The 334-nt window shown below is 68.9% G+C and carries 1 pseudogene; it reads left to right on the top strand.

Features of this window, described 5'->3' with window-relative positions:
- Positions 1–334: pseudogene (locus GV790_RS29390) on the top strand (tripartite tricarboxylate transporter substrate binding protein); the annotation flags it as partial.

Raw genomic sequence — 334 nt, 5'->3', positions numbered from 1 at the left:
CTACGACCTCACCGCGCGTAGTGCAGCACAGGTGCTCAGGCGCGACGGCATCGTCGACGACGTCGAGGTGTTCAATGTCGCGGGGTCCGGCGGCATCGTCGGTCTGGCCCGCACCGTCCGCGAAACCGGCAATGAGAACCTGCTGCTCGTCATGGGGCTGGGGCTGGTGGGCGCGCTGAACTCGCTGCCGTCGCACTACTCGCTGTCCGATACGACGCCGATCGCCCGGATGGTCGAGGAGCCGGAGGCCGTGCTGGTCCCGGCCGCGTCACCGTATGCCTCGGTGCGGGACTTACAGAGCCGCTGGGCGCAGGACCCCGCGTCGGTCATCATC

This window comes from Nocardia cyriacigeorgica, from assembly GCF_010858045.1.
In the GTDB taxonomy this organism is placed as follows: domain Bacteria; phylum Actinomycetota; class Actinomycetes; order Mycobacteriales; family Mycobacteriaceae; genus Nocardia; species Nocardia cyriacigeorgica_E.
The sequence above is the reverse complement of the archived record's forward strand: the minus strand, read 5'-3'. Positions and strand labels throughout refer to the sequence as shown.